The 13,851-nt window shown below is 73.5% G+C and carries 12 protein-coding genes; 7 read left to right on the top strand and 5 right to left on the bottom strand.

Translation table 11 applies throughout. From position 1 onward, the window contains the following. Positions 1 to 35 precede the first annotated feature (35 nt). The 5 genes from OOJ91_RS05815 to OOJ91_RS05795 are packed head-to-tail and all read right to left on the bottom strand — an operon-like array spanning position 36 to position 5,628. Positions 36 to 593 (bottom strand): GNAT family N-acetyltransferase, encoded by a 558-nt coding sequence (locus OOJ91_RS05815; protein WP_266243300.1) that lies wholly within the window; start codon positions 591 to 593, stop codon positions 36 to 38. Further along, entirely contained in the window at positions 583 to 2,637 is a 2,055-nt protein-coding gene (locus OOJ91_RS05810) for a penicillin acylase family protein (RefSeq protein ID WP_266243297.1), read from the bottom strand. The genes OOJ91_RS05815 and OOJ91_RS05810 overlap by 11 nt, the downstream gene beginning before the upstream one ends. Continuing rightward, a complete protein-coding gene (locus OOJ91_RS05805; RefSeq protein WP_266243296.1) occupies positions 2,634 to 3,437 on the bottom strand; it encodes an ABC transporter ATP-binding protein in 804 nt (267 codons plus the stop codon). The genes OOJ91_RS05810 and OOJ91_RS05805 overlap by 4 nt, the downstream gene beginning before the upstream one ends. 29 nt (positions 3,438 to 3,466) lie before the next feature. Then, entirely contained in the window at positions 3,467 to 4,495 is a 1,029-nt protein-coding gene (locus tag OOJ91_RS05800; protein ID WP_266245283.1) for a FecCD family ABC transporter permease, read from the bottom strand. A gap of 26 nt (positions 4,496 to 4,521) precedes the next feature. Continuing rightward, positions 4,522 to 5,628 carry a FecCD family ABC transporter permease gene (locus OOJ91_RS05795; RefSeq protein ID WP_439117026.1) on the bottom strand — a complete coding sequence of 369 codons (1,107 nt, stop codon included), beginning with the start codon at positions 5,626 to 5,628 and terminating at the stop codon, positions 4,522 to 4,524. Between the two features lie 72 nt (positions 5,629 to 5,700). On the opposite strand from OOJ91_RS05795, the gene OOJ91_RS05790 reads away from it, so the two are divergent. The 7 genes from OOJ91_RS05790 to OOJ91_RS05760 all read left to right on the top strand — a co-directional run bounded on the left by OOJ91_RS05790 (position 5,701) and on the right by OOJ91_RS05760 (position 13,780). Continuing rightward, positions 5,701 to 6,735: an ABC transporter substrate-binding protein gene (locus OOJ91_RS05790; protein WP_266243293.1), complete on the top strand. Its 1,035-nt coding sequence runs from the start codon at positions 5,701 to 5,703 to the stop codon at positions 6,733 to 6,735. A 4-nt stretch (positions 6,736 to 6,739) separates the two neighbouring features. Then, a complete protein-coding gene (locus tag OOJ91_RS05785; protein WP_266243290.1) occupies positions 6,740 to 7,597 on the top strand; it encodes a siderophore-interacting protein in 858 nt (285 codons plus the stop codon). 181 nt (positions 7,598 to 7,778) lie between these two features. Next, positions 7,779 to 9,320, top strand: coding sequence for a pyridoxal phosphate-dependent decarboxylase family protein (locus OOJ91_RS05780; protein WP_439117047.1), 1,542 nt, complete (start codon positions 7,779 to 7,781; stop codon positions 9,318 to 9,320). A gap of 62 nt (positions 9,321 to 9,382) precedes the next feature. Then, positions 9,383 to 10,660: a lysine N(6)-hydroxylase/L-ornithine N(5)-oxygenase family protein gene (locus tag OOJ91_RS05775; RefSeq protein ID WP_266245280.1), complete on the top strand. Its 1,278-nt coding sequence runs from the start codon at positions 9,383 to 9,385 to the stop codon at positions 10,658 to 10,660. Continuing rightward, positions 10,657 to 11,313 carry a GNAT family N-acetyltransferase gene (locus OOJ91_RS05770; protein ID WP_439117025.1) on the top strand — a complete coding sequence of 219 codons (657 nt, stop codon included), beginning with the start codon at positions 10,657 to 10,659 and terminating at the stop codon, positions 11,311 to 11,313. Before OOJ91_RS05775 ends, OOJ91_RS05770 begins: the two co-directional genes overlap by 4 nt. Positions 11,314 to 11,438: 125 nt before the next feature. Further along, positions 11,439 to 13,178 (top strand): IucA/IucC family protein, encoded by a 1,740-nt coding sequence (locus OOJ91_RS05765; protein ID WP_266245279.1) that lies wholly within the window; start codon positions 11,439 to 11,441, stop codon positions 13,176 to 13,178. A gap of 101 nt (positions 13,179 to 13,279) precedes the next feature. Beyond that, a complete protein-coding gene (locus OOJ91_RS05760; protein WP_323178416.1) occupies positions 13,280 to 13,780 on the top strand; it encodes an anthrone oxygenase family protein in 501 nt (166 codons plus the stop codon). Positions 13,781 to 13,851: the final 71 nt, after the last annotated feature.

Below are 13,851 nucleotides of genomic sequence, written 5' to 3'. Positions count from 1 at the left end.
ACGCGCCCCGGCTGGCGGCCGGTGCCGTCGCGGCGTCAGCCGGCGACCGCCGGCCGGTCGAGGAAGTGCAGGAGCGCGCGCTTCTCCGGCAGGTCGATCACCGGGCCGGCCCGGAACCCGCTGCGCCGCAGCCGTCGGAGCATCCGGTCGTTGCGGACGTCCGGTTCCATGACGACCCGCAGCCGGCCCGGGTCGGCGAAGACGAACGCCAGGATCGCGCCGAACAGCGCGCCCGTGAAACCCCGCTCGGCGGTCACCGGCGGCCCGATGAGCAGGTGGACGCCCACGTCGCCGGGGAGCACCTCGTAGCACCCGCCGACCGGATCGGCCCCGGGCTCGTACGTCTGCACGAGCGCCACCGGCACGCCGTCGCGGTGTGCCAGGTACGCGTGGTGGGTGGCGAGCGAGTCCAGGTACGCGTAGATCTCGCGCACCCGCTCGCGGCTGGCCCCGCGCATCCCCCAGAACCGGGCGCGTTCGGCAGTGACCCAGCCGTGCAGCAGGTCGGCGTCCTCGTCCGGGCGCACCGGGCGCACGGTGACCACCCCGAAACCGGTGACGTCGCGCCGGTAGTGCGGTTCGTCAGTGCTCATCCGACTCCTCGGTGAGGCGGTCCCAGTCGGTGGTCACCGGCAACAGGTCGCCGGCCAGCCACGCGGCCTGCTGGTCGTCGTGGTGCGGGTCGCCGGGCACGCCGCAGGCGCCCAGCGGGACCACCCACCGGCTGTCCTGGCGTCGGGCCAGGTCCCAGACGAACCGCGCCGCAGGCCCTCGGAAGCACCGGTGGGTGACGCCGGCCACGCCTGAGGTGGCCAGCACGCAGTCGTGGTCGCCGTCGAGGCGGGGACCGGGCGCGGCGTCCGGGTCGGGCAGCGCCCGCCACGGGGCCAGCCGGTGCAGGTCACCCCAGCGCACCGGGCTGTCCGCCGCGTCCGCGACCTCCTCGGCCGCCGCGCGGACCGCCGCCGCCGCGTCGAGGCCGGGCAGCGACGTGCCGCCGAGCAGGTGCTCCAGCGCGTAACCGACCCGCGGCGTCAGCGCCAACCAGGGCGCGAACACCTCGGGGTACGCGGGCGGCTCGGCCAGCGCGGCGAGGGCCGGGTGGGAGGCGATCCGTCGTACGACGGCTGCCCGCAGGAGGGCGAAGTCGGCCGCGTCGGTGCTGTCGGCGGTCATCCGCCGGTCCCAGAGCAGCAGACGGTCGCGCAGCGCGGCGGCGGCCGGGCCGAGCCCGGTCAGCCCGCCCAGCACCGTCAGCAGCGGCCCGGCCGAGCCGAGGTGCGTGTCGGTGTGCACGACTGCCATCTGTTCGGCCGTCCAGTTCCGGCCGGCGTCGAGCAGCTCGGTGATCCGGCGGGCCCGGTGCGGCGGGGCGAACTCGACGCCGAGCGGCGCCGCCAGCCCGCGCTCGTTGGCCATCACCGCCCGGCCGGTCACCTCCGCGCGGGGCAGCGGGGCGTGCCAACCACGCCAGGCGTACGCGGCCTCCCAGGCGGGGACCACCCGTCGGCCGTTGTCGGAGTGCCGCCGCGGCACCACTCCGGCGACCCGGTGCAGCAGCCCGCCGCCGGTGTCCGCCGCCTGCACGACGTTGACCGGCTCCACCCAGTGCCGCAACGCCTCGTCCACATCGGACACCCTACGGGCGCGCAGCAGTTCCGGTAACGCCGCGAAGCCCAACTCGCCGCGGACCCGGGGCGGGTAGCGCAGGCTCACCGCGGTCTCGTCGTCCGGTCCACGGGCGATCACCGGCCCCCGGCCGGTCTCCACCACCTCCACCCGGACCGGGTCCGCGCCGGCCACCTCGATCGTCTCGACGTGGACGTGCGCCTCCCGCCAGCCGTCCGGGCCGAGCGCCTGCACCCGCGTGCCGTGCCGGCGCAACCGCTCGGCGTAGACGTCCTGGTAGTCGGCCATCGCGTTGGTGATCGCCCACGCCACCGTTCCGGTGTGCCCGAAGTGCGCGATGCCCGGCACGCCGGGCACGGCAAGCCCGACCACGTCGTACTCCGGGCAGGCCAGCCGGATCTGCTGGTAGACGCCCGGATCCTCGATGAACCGGTGCGGGTCGCCGGCGAGCAGCGCGCCGCCCGTGCCGGTGCGCTCGGCGGCCAGCAGCCACCCGTTGCTGCCGGCGACGGCCGGCCCGTCGGTGGCGAACGCCTCGATCGCCGACGGGCCGAGACGCTGCGCGACGTGCTCGCGCCACAGCTTGCCGGGGAACCCGGCGAACAGGATGTGGTGCCCCAGCCACACGGCGAGGGGCGTCCACGGCTCCCACCGGCCCGGGGCCAGCCCGGTGGCGGCGAACTCCGGTGATCGGGCCGCCCCGGCGGCGAGGCCGGCGTTCACCCCGTCCACGTACGCGCCCACCCACTCGGCTGTCGCCTCGTCGAGGTTGGCGTGGCAGCGGCGGGCGGTGTCGTCGAGCCGGACCTGGCGCGCGAAGCGGTCCCAGTCGAGCGCGTCGACGCCGAGGAAGGCCGCGCTGGTGCCCGCCGACCGGTGTCGTTCGACCTCGATCTGCCACGTTCGGTCGTACGCGGTCACCCGGCCCTGCGCCGCCGCGAGGGCGAGCGGGTCGGCGGCGCGTACGTGCGGGACGCCCCACGGGTCGCGGAAGGTCCCCGGCCTCATGCCGGCTCGCTCGTGCGACGGCGGGCGGCCGGGACGACAAGCGGGGTGCCGGTCTCCGGGTCGTCGATCACCCGGCAGGGCAGCCCGAACACCTCGGCGACCAGGTCGGCGGTGACGATCTCGCGGGGGTCCCCGGCGGCGACCACCCGTCCGTCGCGCATCGCGATGAGGTGGGTGGCGTACCTGGCGGCGTGGTTGAGGTCGTGCAGCACCGCGACGAGCGTGCGGCCCTGCTCCTCGTGCAGCCGGGCGCACAGGTCGAGGATCTCGATCTGGTGGGCGATGTCGAGGTACGTCGTCGGTTCGTCGAGGAGCAGCAGCGGGGTCTGCTGGGCCAGCGCCATGGCGATCCAGACGCGCTGCCGCTGGCCGCCGGACAGCTCGTCCACCGGCCGGTCGGCGAGGTCGGCGACCCCGGTGGCGGCCATCGACTCGTCGACGATCCGCTCGTCCTCACGTGACCACTGCCGCAGCAGACCCTGGTGGGGGTAGCGGCCCCGGGCGACCAGCTCGGCGACGCCGATCCCGTCCGGCGCGATCGACGACTGCGGCAGCAGGCCGAGTGTGCGGGCCACCTTGCGGGCGGGCAGGTCGTGGATGTCCCGACCGTCGAGCAGCACCGTGCCGGCGCTGGGGCGCAGCATCCGCGACAGCGCGCGCAGCAGCGTCGACTTGCCGCACGCGTTCGGCCCGATGATCACCGTGAACGACCGGTCGGGCACGGCCACCGTCAGGTCCTCGGAGATGGTGCGTCGATCGTAGGCGAGGGTCAGCGCGGTGCCGCCGAGGCGGGACGTCATGGATGCTCCTTGAATCGCGTCAGGGGTGTTCACAGTCGACCCGCCCGGCGTTCGACGGCAAGCAGCCAGACCAGGTAGCCGCCGCCGAGCACTCCGGTCACCACGCCGACCGGAAGCTGGTGCCCGGGAAACGCGCGCTGGGCCACCAGGTCGGCGCCGACGAGCAGCGCCGCGCCGAGCGCCATCGACGGCAGCAGGTTCGGGCCGGGCGCCCGGGTCAGCCGCCTGGCCACGTGCGGCGCGACGAGCGCCACGAACGACACCGGGCCGGCGGCCGCCGCCGCGAAGGAGACAAGCAGCACCGCCGAGGCGAGCAGCACCAGGCGCAGCCGGCGTAGCGGCACGCCGAGCGCGCTCGCGGTGTCGTCGCCCAGCTCCATCATTCGCAGCGCCGGGGCGCAGCCGACGAGCACGAGCGGCGCGAGCACGGCGGTGACGGCGAGCAGCGGCCCGGCGTTGGCCCAGCCCCGCCCGTCCAGGCTGCCGGTGAGCCAGAGCACCGCGCGGGCGGCGTCCATCAGCGGGGCCCGGGTCAGCAGGTAGCCGTTGACGCCGGTGAGGATCGCGGAGACGCCGATGCCGACCAGGACGAGTCGGTAGCCGTGCACGCCCCGCCGCCAGGCCAGCGCGTAGATCAGCAGGCCGGTGGCGAGTCCGCCGACGACCGCGGCGCCGGCCAGGGCCAGGCTGCCGCCGCCCACGACGACCACCACAAGCGCGCCTGTCGACGCGCCCTGGGTGAAGCCGAGGATGTCGGGGCTGCCCAGCGGGTTGCGGACCAGTGACTGGAACACCGCGCCGCCCAGCGCCAGCGCGGCGCCGACGAGCAGGGCGGTGACCAGCCGGGGCAGTCGCAGCTCGGTCACGATGAACTGCTCGGCCACGCTGCCGCCGCCGGTCAGGGCGCGCAGTACGTCGGTCGGGCCCATCGGGTAGTCGCCGCTGCCCAACGCGACAAGTCCGAGCCCGGCGGCGAGCACCGTCGCGCCGAGGCCGACGGCCAGGGCGCGGGGGCGGAACCGCACCGACAACCCACCGGGGGTACGGAGGACGGTCATGGTGCTGAGCCCGCTGGTGCGCGCGCTCACGGGTGCGCCACCCGTCCCCGGCTGACAAGCCAGAGGAAGAGCGGGCCGCCCAGCACGGCGGTGACCATGCCGACCTGGAGTTCACCGGGCCGGCCGAGCACCCGGCCCAGCACGTCGGCGCCGAGCAGCAGCGCCGGCGCGAGCACCGCGCAGTACGGCAGCAGCCAGCGCAGGTCGGGCCCGGTCAGCGCGCGCACCAGGTGCGGCACCAGCAGGCCGACGAAGACGATCGGGCCGCAGGCGGCGGTCGCCGCGCCGCAGAGCAGGGTGACGGCGACGATCACGGCGCCCCGGATGAGGGCCGGTCGAGCGCCCAGGGCGCGGGCCGCGTCGTCGCCGAGCGCGAGGGCGTTCAGCGGGCGGGCGGCGGCGAGGGCGACCAGCAGGCCGACCAGGATGAACGGCGCGACCCGGGTCACGGTCGCGGAGTCCGCGCTGGCAAGCGAGCCGACAGTCCAGAACCGCAGCCGGTCCAGCGAGGCGGTGTCGAGCAGCATGACCGCGCTCACGAAGGAGTACAGGGTGGCGTTGAGCGCCGCGCCGGCCAGCGCGAGGCGGGCCGGGGTCGCGCCGCGCCCGCCGCCCACGGCGTACACGAGCGCGGTGACGAGCGCGGCGCCGAGCAGCGCGAACCAGACGTACCCGCCGATGGCGGTGACGCCCAGGAAGGTGGCGGCGACGGCCACGGCGGCGGACGCGCCGGCGTTGATGCCGAGCAGCCCGGGATCGGCGAGGGGGTTGCGGGTGAGGGCCTGCATCACGGCGCCGGCCACTCCGAGCGCCGTGCCGGCGAGCAGCCCGAGCAGGGTGCGGGGGAGGCGCATCCGGTGCACCACCGCGTACTCCCCTGCGTCGTGGTGCAGCAACCCGGACCAGACGTCGGCGAGCGGCAACGACTTCGCGCCGACCGCGATGCTGAGCACCAGGATCACGACGAGCAGCGCCACGGCGCCGAGCAGGCCGACGGCACGGGCCGCCAGGCGTCGCTTCGGGGGAGGGGCCGTCGACAGGTCCGGCACGGTAGGTGCCGAGGTGGTGACGGTGGGTGTGGCGTCCAGTGTGGGCTCCGGGAGTGTGGCGACACGGCGAACCGCTGTTGACAATGACCGAGGTTAGGCTAACCTAACTCCGCTGTCCCGGTCGACCCGACCTTCCCTTGATCGAAAGACGACACCATGCCCGATGCACTGTCCGCCCGTCGCCTCTCTCGTCGTGGCCTGCTGGCCGCCGGCGGCGCCGCCACGCTGGCCGCGCTCCTCGCCGGCTGCGGCAAGGACGATGCGGCCAAGCCCGCTGGCAGTGGTAACGCCAGTGGCCCCTGGTCGTTCACCGACGACCGCAACAAGAAGATCGAGGCGGCGACCCGTCCGGCGCGCGTGGTGGCCTTCACCGGAGTGGCGGCAGCACTGGTCGATTTCGGTCTCGACAAGCAGCTCGTCGGCGTGTTCGGCGAGACCAAGCGCGCCGACGGTACGGCCGACCCGCAGGCCGGTGCCCTGAACGTCGAGGCCGTCGAGATCCTCGGCAACGTGTGGGGTGAGTTCAGCCTGGAGAAGTACGCGGCCCTGCGCCCCGAGCTGCTGGTCACCCACATGTACGACCCGGACGCCCTCTGGTACGTGCCGGACGAGAGCAAGGACAAGATCCTGCCGCTCGCGCCAAGCGTGGCGATCACCACGGCCCGGGTGCCGATGACCAAGCCCATCGAGCGGTACGCCGCGCTGGCCGAGTCGCTCGGCGCCGACCTCTCCGCCAAGAAGGTCACCGACGCGAAGGCGCGCTTCGACGCCGCCGCGGACGCCGTCCGGCAGGCGGTCAAGGCCAACCCCGGCATCAAGGTGATGGCCTGCTCCGGCAGCCCCGACCTGTTCTACGTCTCCAACCCGAAGGTCAGCACCGACCTCATGTACTTCGCCGAGCTGGGCGTCGACATCGTGGTGCCCACCAAGCTCGAGGCCGGCGACTACTTCGAGGCGCTCAGCTGGGAGAACGCCGGCAAGTTCCCCGCCGACCTGATCCTGTTGGACAACCGCAGCACCGCCCTGCAGCCCAAGGACCTCGCCGCCAAGCCGACCTGGCAGCAACTGCCGGCGGTCAAGGCCAACCAGGTGACGCCGTGGGACGCGGTGCCCCGCTTCTCGTACGCCGGCTCCGCGCCGTTGCTGGAGAACCTCGCGACCGCCATCCGGAACGCGAAGAAGGTCAGCTGACGTCATGAGCACGAGCACCGTCGAACCCGTCGCCCTCCAGTACCGCTTCTTCGCCGCGCACGTCGTACGGGCCCGCCAGGTCGGCGCCTCGCTGATCCGGGTCACCTTCGGTGGCGCGGAGCTTGTCGACTTCGCCGGCGGCGGCCGGGACCAGAGTGTCTCGCTGTTCCTGCCGCACCCCGGGCAGGACACCCCTGTCGTCCCTGTCGAGCGGGGCGAGGACTGGTTCGGCGCCTGGCGGGCCCTCCCGTCGGACGTCCGCGCGGTCATGCGCTCGTACACGATCCGGGAGCACCGCCCGGAGGCCGGCGAGGTGGACATCGACTTCGTCGGCCACGGCGGCACCGGTCCCGCCTCGCGCTGGGCCAGCCTGGCGGGGTTCGGCGACCGGGTGCTGCTGCTCGGCCCTGCGGTGTACGACAATCGCAGCGTCTGCTTCCGCCCGCCGGACGACACCGACCTCGTGGTGCTGGTCGCCGACGAGACCGCGCTGCCGGCCACCGCCGGCATCCTGGCCTGGCTGCCCGCCGGAGCCCGGGTCCGCGCCTGGATCGAGGTCCCGGACGCCGCGGACATCACCGAGCTGCCCACCGAGGCCGCCGCGGAGATCCGCTGGATCGTGCGGGGCAGCACCCCGCCCGGGAGTGACCTGCTGGTCAGCGCGCTGCGCGCCGCCCGCCTGCCCGCCGACAAGCCGTACGCCTGGATCGCCGGCGAGTCCGGCGTGGTGCGGGCGCTGCGCCGGCACCTGGTCGGCGAGCGCGGCATCGACCGCCGCCGGGTGACCTTCGCCGGCTACTGGCGGCGCGGGCTCTCCGAGGAGGACCTGCGCGCCGAGGCGCTGGCCGGCGCCACCGCCTGACCAGCGACCCACAGGAAAACGCAGCACGGCCCCCGGCGCACCAACGCGCCGGGGGAGGGTTCCGGCTGCCCATCGTCGAGAACGTGGAGGACATCCCGTGACCGTGCCGACGTACCCCGTTGAGCCCGACCCGCCCGTGCCGGCCGGCGCGCTGGCCGCCCCTGCGTCGGCCTCGGCCGCCGTGCTGCCGCCGGCGTCGGCCGCCGTGCTGCCGCCGGCGGTGGCCGCCGGAAAGGCCGCCGGACGGGCGCAGCTGCTGCACGACGGCTCGGTCGAGGAGTACCGGCGGGCCATCGCCGCAGGCGTCGACCGGGTCGCCCGCCAGGTCGCCGCGGTGGACCGGCCCACCACCGGCGTCACCCCGGCCGAGTTGGCTCCCCTGGTGGACCGCGTCGACCTGGACCGGCCCCTGGGGGACGCCGGCGCGGCCCTGGACGAGCTGGAGGACGTCTACCTGCGCGACGCCGTCTGGTTCCACCACCCCCGCTACCTGGCCCACCTCAACTGCCCGGTGGTCATTCCGGCGCTGCTCGGCGAGGCGGTCCTCAGCGCGGTCAACTCCTCCCTGGACACCTGGGACCAGAGCGCCGGGGCGACCCTCATCGAGCGGCGGCTGATCGACTGGACCGCCAGGCGGATCGGGTTCGGCCCGGACGCGGACGGCGTGTTCACAAGCGGGGGCAGCCAGTCCAACCTCCAGGCGTTGCTGCTGGCCCGGGAGGAGGCGTGCGCCGACGCGACCACCCCGGCGGCACGCGCCGAGCTGCTGCCCCGGCTACGGGTTCTCACGTCCGCCGCCGGGCACTTCAGCGTGCAGAAGTCCGCCAAGCTGCTCGGGCTCGCCCCGGACGCGGTGATCGCGGTGCCCACCGACGCGCAGCGGCGGATCCGGCCCGCCGCCGTCCGCGACGAGATCGCGCGGTGCCGGCAGGCCGGGCAGGTCGTGATGGCTGTCGTCGGCACCGCGGGCACCACCGACTTCGGCTCCATCGACCCGCTCACCGACCTGGCCGGGATCTGCGCGGCGGCCGGCGTCTGGCTGCACGTGGACGCCGCGTACGGCTGCGGCCTGCTCGTCTCGCCGACGCGCCGGCACCTGCTCGACGGCATCGAACGGGCCGACTCGGTGACCGTCGACTACCACAAGTCGTTCTTCCAGCCGGTCAGCTCCAGCGCGCTGCTGGTCCGCGACCGGCGGGTCCTGCGGCACGCCACGTACCACGCCGACTACCTCAACCCGGCGCGCATGGTGGAGCAGCAGATCCCCAACCAGGTCGACAAGAGCCTGCAGACCACCCGCCGGTTCGACGCGCTGAAGCTCTGGCTGACTCTGCGGGTGATGGGCCCGGACGCGCTCGGCGCGCTCTTCGACGAGGTGGTCGACCGGGCCACCGACGCCTGGCAGCTCGTCAGCGAGGACCCCCGCTTCGAGGTGGTGACCCGCTCGCAGTTGAGCACAGTGGTCTTCCGCTACCTGCCCACCGGCGCGGGGCGGGAGTTCGCCGACGCGGCGAACCTCCACGCCCGGGAGGCGCTGGCAGCCTCCGGCCTCGCCGTGGTCGCCGGGACCCGGGTGGACGGTCGACACTTCCTCAAGTTCACCCTGCTCAACCCGGCCACCACCGTCGACGACGTCGGCCACGTGCTCGAACTGATCGCCGGTCACGCCGGCCGGTACGTGCGTGAGCGCGCCGCCGCCGACCTGACCTGCCCCGTCGGCTGATGCCGACTGACCTGCCCCGTCGGCTGATGCCGGTGACCCCGAACCCGCGCCTGGAGACCCCGATGTCCACCCACGACTTCATCGCCATCGGGCTCGGCCCGTACAACCTGGGCCTGGCCTGCCTCACCGCCCCGATCGACGAGCTGGACGGGGTGTTCCTGGAGGCCCGACCGAGCCTCGCCTGGCACCCCGGCATGCTGCTGGAGTCGGCCCGCCTGCAGACCCCGTTCATCGCCGACCTGGTCAGCCTCGCCGACCCGACGTCGCCGTACTCCTTCCTCAACTACCTCAAGGAGATCGGCCGGCTCTACCCGTTCTACATCCGGGAGAGCTTCTACCCCCTGCGCAGCGAGTACGACGCGTACTGCAGGTGGGCGGCGGCGAAGCTGCCGAACGTGCGCTTCGGCCGGACGGTGACCACAGTCGAGTACGACGACGCCGACGAGCGGTACGTGGTGCGGGCCACCACCGGCGAGGGGGAGAGCGTCGAGTACCGGGGCCGGCACCTGGTGCTCGGCACCGGCACCCCGCCGCACCTGCCCGCCGCCGTCACCGGGCTGCCCGGCGACGCCGTGCACAACTCGCGGTACCTGGAACACCGGGACGCGCTGCGCGCCAAGCGCAGCATCACAGTGGTCGGCAGCGGGCAGAGCGCCGCCGAGATCTACCACGACCTGCTCGGCGACCTCGACCGGTACGGCTACCAGCTCAACTGGGTCACCCGCTCGCCCCGGTTCTTCCCGCTGGAATACACCAAGCTGACGTTGGAGATGACGTCACCGGACTACGTGGACTACTTCCACGCGCTGCCCGAGGCGACCCGCTACCGGCTGGAGGCCGAGCAGAAGGGCCTGTTCAAGGGGATCAACGCCGACCTGATCAACGACATCTTCGACCTTCTCTACGCGCACAGCGTGGACGGCCCGGTGCGCACCAGGCTGCTGACGAACACCGAGCTTGTCGACGCCGCCCACCACGACGGGGAGTACCGGCTCGGGTTGCGGCACGTGGAGCAGGAACGGGACTTCACACTGCGTACCGAGGGGCTGGTGCTGGCCACCGGCTACCACTACCGGGTGCCGGAGTTCCTCGCCCCGGTGCGGGAGCGGATCCGCTGGGACGCGCACGGTCGGTTCGACGTGGCCCGCAACTACAGCATCGACCACAGTGGGCGGGGCATCTTCCTGCAGAACGCGGGCACCCACACGCACAGCATCACCTCACCCGACCTGGGCATGGGCGCGTACCGCAACTCCTGGATCATCCGCGAGCTGCTCGGCCGGGAGCACTACCCGATCGAGAAGGGCATCACATTCCAGGAGTTCGGGGTGTCGTCGTGACCATCGTCTTCACCCGCGCCGACGACAGACTCGGCGCGTTCGTCCTGCGTACCCTCGAACCGGAGGCCGACGCCCCGCTGCTGCACGGCTGGGTGACCCACCCGAAGGCGGCGTTCTGGCTGATGCAGGACGCCGACGAGGCACAGGTGGTCGAGGAGTACCGACGCATCGCCGCGCATCCGCACCATGACGCGTACCTTGGGCTGTGGCGGGGGGAGCCCGCCTTCCTGGCCGAGCGCTACGACCCGGCCCGGGTCGAGCTGGTCGGCCTGTACGACGCCCGACCCGGCGACGTGGGCATGCACTTCCTGTGCGCGCCCGCCGGCGACCCCGTGCACGGCTTCACCCGGGCGGTGATCACCACAGTCATGGCCTGGCTCTTCGCCGACCCGGCGACCGAGCGGGTGGTGGTCGAGCCGGACGTCCGCAACACCGCAGTGCACGCGCTGAACGCGGCAGTCGGCTTCGCGGTCGTCGGCCCGATCGCCAAGCCGGAGAAGGACGCGCTGCTCAGCGTCTGCACCCGAGCCCAGTTCCAGGCCGCGACCGGACCCGTCGAGGCCGGTCAGGTCGCGACCGGACCCGCCGCGCACGCCGGGCAGACCGCCGCCGAGCCTGCCGCCGCCACCCGAACCGAAGGAGCCCCGGCGTGACCTCCACCGCCGTCCCCGCCCAGACGACCGCGGCACCCGCCGCGCACACCGCATCCGCCGCGCACACCGCTGCCGGCGACCCGGTCGGGCATCTCACCCCGCAGCGCTGGGCCCGGGCCAACCGGATGCTTGTCCGCAAGGCGCTTGCCGAGTTCACCCACGAACGGCTGCTCACCCCGCAGCCCGTGCCGGGCCCGGACGACAGGCAGTGGTACGAGGTCCGCAGCGACGACGGCACCGTCACCTACCGCTTCGTCGCCCGGGTGCTCGCGCTGGCGCACTGGCAGATCGACGCCGACAGCATCACCCGGCACCGGGACGGCGTCGAGGTGCCGCCCGACGCCGTGGACCTGATCGTCGAGCTGCGCGGCGCCCTCGGGCTGTCCGCGCGGGTGCTCCCGGTCTACCTGGAGGAGATCACGTCCACTCTGGCCGGTACGGCGTACAAGCTGGCCCAGTCCCTGCCGAGCGCGGCCGAGCTGGCCGAGGCGGACTTCCAGACCATCGAGACGTCGATGACCGAGGGGCACCCCTGCTTCGTGGCCAACAACGGCCGGCTCGGCTTCGGCGTCGACGAGTACCATAGCTACGCCCCGGAGGCCGCCGCCCCCGTACGCCTGGAGTGGCTGGCCGCGCACCGGGACCACTCGACGTTCAGCAGCGCCCCCGACCTGGACTACGACGCCCTGATCGCCGGCGAGCTGGCCCCGGAGACACTGGCCCGCTTCGCCGCCACGATGGCCGAGCTGGGGCTTGACCTCGCCGACTACCACCTCATTCCGGCGCACCCGTGGCAGTGGTGGAACAAGCTGGCTGTCACCTTCGCGGGGGAGTTGGCCGAGCGTCGTCTGGTGCACCTCGGCCCCGGTCCGGACTCGTACCTCGCGCAGCAGTCGATCCGGACGTTCTTCAACGTCACCGAGCCGCGCCGGCACTACGTCAAGACCGCGCTGTCGGTGCTGAACATGGGGTTCATGCGCGGGCTGTCGGCCGCGTACATGGCGGCCACCCCGGCCATCAACGACTGGCTGGCCGACCTGATCGCCGGCGACGAGGTGCTCGCCGGCACCGGGTTGACGATCATCCGGGAGCGGGCCGCGGTCGGCTACCGGCACCGGCAGTACGAGGCGGCCACCGAGCGCACCTCCCCGTACCGCAAGATGTTTGCGGCGTTGTGGCGGGAGAGCCCGGTGCCCGGCCTGGCCCCGGGGCGGCGGCTGTCCACGATGGCCGCGCTGCTGCACACCGACGACGACGGCGGCTCGCTTGCGGCGGCCCTGATCGACAGGTCCGGCCTGACGCCCGAGGTGTGGCTGCGCCGCTACCTGGACGCCTACCTGACCCCGTTGCTGCACAGCTTCTACGCCCACGACCTGGCCTTCATGCCGCACGGCGAGAACGTCATCCTGGTCCTCGACGAGCACGACACCGTCGAGCGAGTGATCTTCAAGGACATCGCCGAGGAGATCGCGGTGCTGAACACCGACGCGGAGCTGCCGCCGGAGGTGCGGCGGATCCAGGTCGAGGTGCCCGACGACACCAAGCTGCTGAGCATCTTCACCGACGTGGTGGACTGCTTCCTGCGCCACCTCGGCGCGGTGCTGGTCGAGGCCGGTGCGCTCACCGAGGACGCCTTCTGGGGCACGGTCGCGGCCTGTGCCGCCGACTACTTCGACCGGGTGCCGCACCTGGCCGAGCGGGTGCGCCACTACGACCTGTTCGCCCCGGAGTTCGCGCTGTCCTGCCTCAACCGGCTCCAGCTGCGCGACAACCAGCAGATGGTCGACCTGGCCGACCCGTCGGCCGCCCTGCAGTTCGTCGGCACCCTCGTCAACCCCCTCGCGGCCCACGCCCCGGCCCGCTGACACGGCCCCCCCGGCGGGCGCGGGCGGGGTGAGACGCACGCGTATGCGCCGGACGCTGTCGCGCATGGCCGGGGCGTCCGACGGCCTGTGCAATGGAGGGCATGGGTTTCCTGCGCAGCGCGAGCCTGCTCGCCGCCACCGTGACCACCGGCCTGACCGCCGGGCTGTTCGCCGCGTTCGCCTACGCGGTCATGCCGGGTCTGAGCCGGACCGACGACCGGACGCTTGTGCTGGCCATGCAGCGGATCAACGAGTCCATTCTCAACGGATGGTTCGCCGTCTGCTTCGGTGGCGCGCTGGTGTGCACGCTGCTGGCGGCGGCGCTGCACCTGGGCGCCGGGCGTCGCGCGGTGCTGCCCTGGATCGTGGCCGCGTTGCTGCTCTACCTGGTGGTGCTCGGCGTGACAGCTGTCGTCAACGTCCCCCTCAACACCGTGCTGGCCCAGGCCGGCGACGTCGACCGGATCACCGACCTCGCCGCCCTGCGCGAGCGCTTCGAGGTGGCCTGGGTGCGCGGAAACGTCGTGCGGGCCGTCGCCTCGACCGGCGCGTTCGGGCTGCTCGCGTGGGCCCTGGCGGCCGCCGGCCGGCCGGTCGGCTGAACCCGCTCGTGTTATCGATAACACGAGCGGGCACGCCCTACCCCACACGCTTGGTGGTACGGCGGCGCACA

It is taken from the genome of Micromonospora lupini, assembly GCF_026342015.1.
GTDB classification, from domain to species: domain Bacteria; phylum Actinomycetota; class Actinomycetes; order Mycobacteriales; family Micromonosporaceae; genus Micromonospora; species Micromonospora lupini_B.
Note: the sequence above shows the minus strand (reverse complement) of the source record. Positions and strands in the feature narration are given on the sequence as shown.

Coding starts and splice junctions, on each gene's coding strand:
- OOJ91_RS05815 (WP_266243300.1), bottom strand. CDS start 593: ATGAGCACTGACGAACCGCACTACCGGCGCGACGTCACCGGTTTCGGG.
- OOJ91_RS05810 (WP_266243297.1), bottom strand. CDS start 2,637: ATGAGGCCGGGGACCTTCCGCGACCCGTGGGGCGTCCCGCACGTACGC.
- OOJ91_RS05805 (WP_266243296.1), bottom strand. CDS start 3,437: ATGACGTCCCGCCTCGGCGGCACCGCGCTGACCCTCGCCTACGATCGA.
- OOJ91_RS05800 (WP_266245283.1), bottom strand. CDS start 4,495: ATGACCGTCCTCCGTACCCCCGGTGGGTTGTCGGTGCGGTTCCGCCCC.
- OOJ91_RS05790 (WP_266243293.1), top strand. CDS start 5,701: ATGCCCGATGCACTGTCCGCCCGTCGCCTCTCTCGTCGTGGCCTGCTG.
- OOJ91_RS05785 (WP_266243290.1), top strand. CDS start 6,740: ATGAGCACGAGCACCGTCGAACCCGTCGCCCTCCAGTACCGCTTCTTC.
- OOJ91_RS05775 (WP_266245280.1), top strand. CDS start 9,383: ATGTCCACCCACGACTTCATCGCCATCGGGCTCGGCCCGTACAACCTG.
- OOJ91_RS05765 (WP_266245279.1), top strand. CDS start 11,439: ATGCTTGTCCGCAAGGCGCTTGCCGAGTTCACCCACGAACGGCTGCTC.
- OOJ91_RS05760 (WP_323178416.1), top strand. CDS start 13,280: ATGGGTTTCCTGCGCAGCGCGAGCCTGCTCGCCGCCACCGTGACCACC.